Below are 2,961 nucleotides of genomic sequence, written 5' to 3' on the forward strand. Positions count from 1 at the left end.
CGGGCACGGCCACGGCGGCCGAGGCGAGGAGCAGGGCCCGTGCCCGTGCTCCTGGTTCTCGCCGCGGCCGGGGCCCCCGCCGGGGCCGGCGGGCTTCCGGGCGGTGTCCGCGTGCTCGCCGGTGGCGGTGTTCTCGCCGCTCATGCGCCTTCCTTCGTGTGGCCTATGTGGGTCAGGGCGATGTCCAGCAGCATGCGGACGTGCGAGTCGTCCAGCCGGTAGTACGCCATCCGGCCCGCGCGCCGCACCCGGACGACCCGGCTCGCGCGCAGCAGCCGCAGCGCGTGCGACACGGCCGACTCCGAATGCCCGCACGCGGCGGCGATGTCGCACACGCACATCTCGCCCCCTTCGAGCAGCGCCGTGATGACGCGCAGCCGCCCCGGATCGGCCAGCAGGCCGAAGACCTGGGTCAACTCGGTGATCGCGTCCGCGTCCGGCATGGCCGCGGAGACGTAGGCCACCTTCTCGGGGTCGACGACGCGGACGGCGCAGGTGGCCGCCGCCGTTCCATCATATGAAGCACTGCTCATATGAGCAAAGGTAGTACATCGGCGATCACGGCGGGAAGTCCCTGGTGTGATCCCCGTCACGCGGAGGGGACGTGGACGGCCCGAGGGCCGGTTCCGGAGGGCCCTGGCGACTTGGGTGGCCTGGACGGCCCGGACGGCCGGGAGGCGCGCTCGCCGTGGGCTTGGCGGGCGGGGAGCCGGTCGGGACCGTGTCGGGGCCGGGCGGGAAGGGCCGGGTGGGCGAGTCCTTTCCGGACGGCGGGACGGGCCTCGGGAGGCCCGGGGACGGCGGTGAGGGCGGTTGCTGGGCGGGCGGCGGCTGCGGTGCGGGCGGCGGTGGGGCAGGGGAGAAGTGGCTCTCGGCGGAGAAGGGGGGCGGAGCGTGGTGGGCGGCGCGCGGGAGCGGCGTGCCGATCGGGGGCTCCGGGACGCGGGGGCCGTCCGCGCCGCCCCGCGTCCCGCGCGGACGGGCGAACGCGCCTCCACCGTCCGGGGCGGAAAGGACGAATCCCTGCGCGGGCGCGCGTCCCGGCTGGATTCTCGTCACCTTTCCGGCATGGAAATCCGGCCATGCCGGACCGGTGTACCGGGAGCCCCGGAGCGAGAGTTTCGGATCGGCCGGAGTCAGTGGATTGCCGCAATTGCACTTTACGACGGGAACGCCGTACTCATTGATCAGAACGCCCATTCCGGCCTCCAGCACGGCGGGCGCCCCGGTCGCCTTCCCGGCGCGGAATCCGTGATTGGTGACGAGCGTGTCGGCCCGCAGGTGCACCGGCGTCAGCCGGGTCACGAACGCGGCGATCTCCCGCGGCGCGATGCGCAGGACCGACGCCCACGCCCCCGCCCGGTCGGGATGCGCCTGGAGGAACATGACCAGGCGATCCATGTCGCAGTGGCCCTCCCGGCGCGTCCCGCCGTACAGGCCGGGGGAGTCGCCCGGCAGCGTCCCGCCGGGCACGGCGGCGCCGCCCCCGGCCGACGTGAGGCGCTGGTCGGTTCCCTTTGCCGGGGCGTAGGGATCGGGGCCCGGATCGCCCACCGTCAGGCGCGCGATGGCCGTTCCCGCACCCTCGCATCCCGCCGCGCCGAAAAGGACCAGGGCCGACGCCGCGAACGCCGCGGAGAGCGCGTGCCCGCGCCGCCGGAAAGGGATCTCCGTCATCACCGTTCCCTCACTGAGAGTCGAACGCACATATACTCTTCGATGACGCGGTGCGGCCGGTGGATCGCATTCAAAAGGTCGTGATTCTGTAACCGGGGAGTGCGCGCGATGGTCGTTCCCAACCCGCCGCCGGTCGCCCCCCTGCTCCCCGCCGACCCCGAGCGGCTCGGCGAGCTCCGGCTGGTCGGCCGTCTCGGCTCCGGCGGGCAGGGCGTGGTCTACCTCGGCGACGGCCCGGACGGCCCGGTGGCGGTCAAGCTGCTGCACGAGCGGCTGCTCGACGACCCCCGGGCGCGGGCCCGGTTCGTCCGGGAGCTGTCGCTGCTGCCGCGCGTCGCCGGGTTCTGCACGGCGCGGTTCCTCGGCGCGGGCGTGCACGGCGACCGGCCCTACCTCGTCAGCGAGTACGTGCCCGGGCCGTCCCTGCGCGAGCTGGTCGCCGAGCGCGGACCCCGGCGAGGCACCGACCTCGACCGGCTCGCCGTCAGCTCGATCACCGCGCTCGCCGCGATCCACCGCGCCGGGATCGTGCACCGGGACGTGAACCCGCGCAACATCCTGCTCGGCCCGGACGGCCCGCGCGTGATCGACTTCGGGGTCGCGCGGGCCCTGGACGGCGCGCCCGCCCTCATGGGCCCGTCCGCCGTGACCGGCCCCGCCCCGCTCGTCACCGGCGGCCTGGTGGGGACGCCCGCCTACATGGCGCCCGAGCAGTTCTCCGGCGGGCCGGTCGGGCCCGCCGCCGACCTGTTCTGCTGGGCCGCGACCCTGCTGTTCGCCGCCTCCGGCGAGAACCCCTTCGGCGGCGGCCCCACCTCGGCGGTGATCTACCGGATCCTGAGCCACACCCCGGACCTGTCCGCGCTCCCGCCGCACCTGGCCGGGCTCGCCGCCGCCTGCCTGGCCAAGGATCCGGCGTCCCGTCCGACCGCCGAGGCGGTCCTGCTGAGCCTGCTGGGCACGCCGGCCGAGACCGTCCCCGAGCCCCGGCCCGGTTGCGCGCCCGCAGCGGAGCCCGCCGCCCGGCCCGGGGCCGAGCACGAGGCCGAACACGGGGCCGAACGCGAGGCGGAGCACGAGGTGTGGGCCGGTGCGGGGGCTGCGGCGGCGTTCGGTCCGGAGGCCCGGGGCGTCCCGGGAACGTCGGCCGCCGGGGCTCCTCTGCGGGAGGCGGCCGCCGGGCCTCAGGTCCAGACGATCTCGGAACCGTGGCCCACCTCGGCGCGCGCGGCGGAGCCGGGGTCAGGGCCGGGGCGGCTGCTGTGGCGGCGGTCGTGGGCGACG

General features: G+C 75.8%; 3 protein-coding genes. 1 reads left to right on the forward strand and 2 read right to left on the reverse strand.

What is annotated here, in order from left to right; all coding sequences use genetic code 11:
- Nucleotides 1–140 precede the first annotated feature (140 nt).
- Nucleotides 141–533 carry an ArsR/SmtB family transcription factor gene (locus AB0J52_RS34505; RefSeq protein WP_500187092.1) on the reverse strand — a complete coding sequence of 131 codons (393 nt, stop codon included), beginning with the start codon at nt 531–533 and terminating at the stop codon, nt 141–143.
- 25 nt (nt 534–558) lie between these two features.
- Nucleotides 559–1,677 carry a DUF6777 domain-containing protein gene (locus tag AB0J52_RS34510; protein WP_500187093.1) on the reverse strand — a complete coding sequence of 373 codons (1,119 nt, stop codon included), beginning with the start codon at nt 1,675–1,677 and terminating at the stop codon, nt 559–561.
- Between the two features lie 108 nt (nt 1,678–1,785).
- Between AB0J52_RS34510 and AB0J52_RS34515 the strand changes: the two genes are divergently transcribed.
- Nucleotides 1,786–2,961, forward strand: a 1,176-nt coding sequence (locus tag AB0J52_RS34515) for a serine/threonine-protein kinase (protein ID WP_500187094.1), incomplete at its 3' end; no start/stop codon positions are given.

This window comes from Spirillospora sp. NPDC049652, from assembly GCF_040675125.1.
In the GTDB taxonomy this organism is placed as follows: Bacteria; Actinomycetota; Actinomycetes; order Streptosporangiales; family Streptosporangiaceae; genus Spirillospora.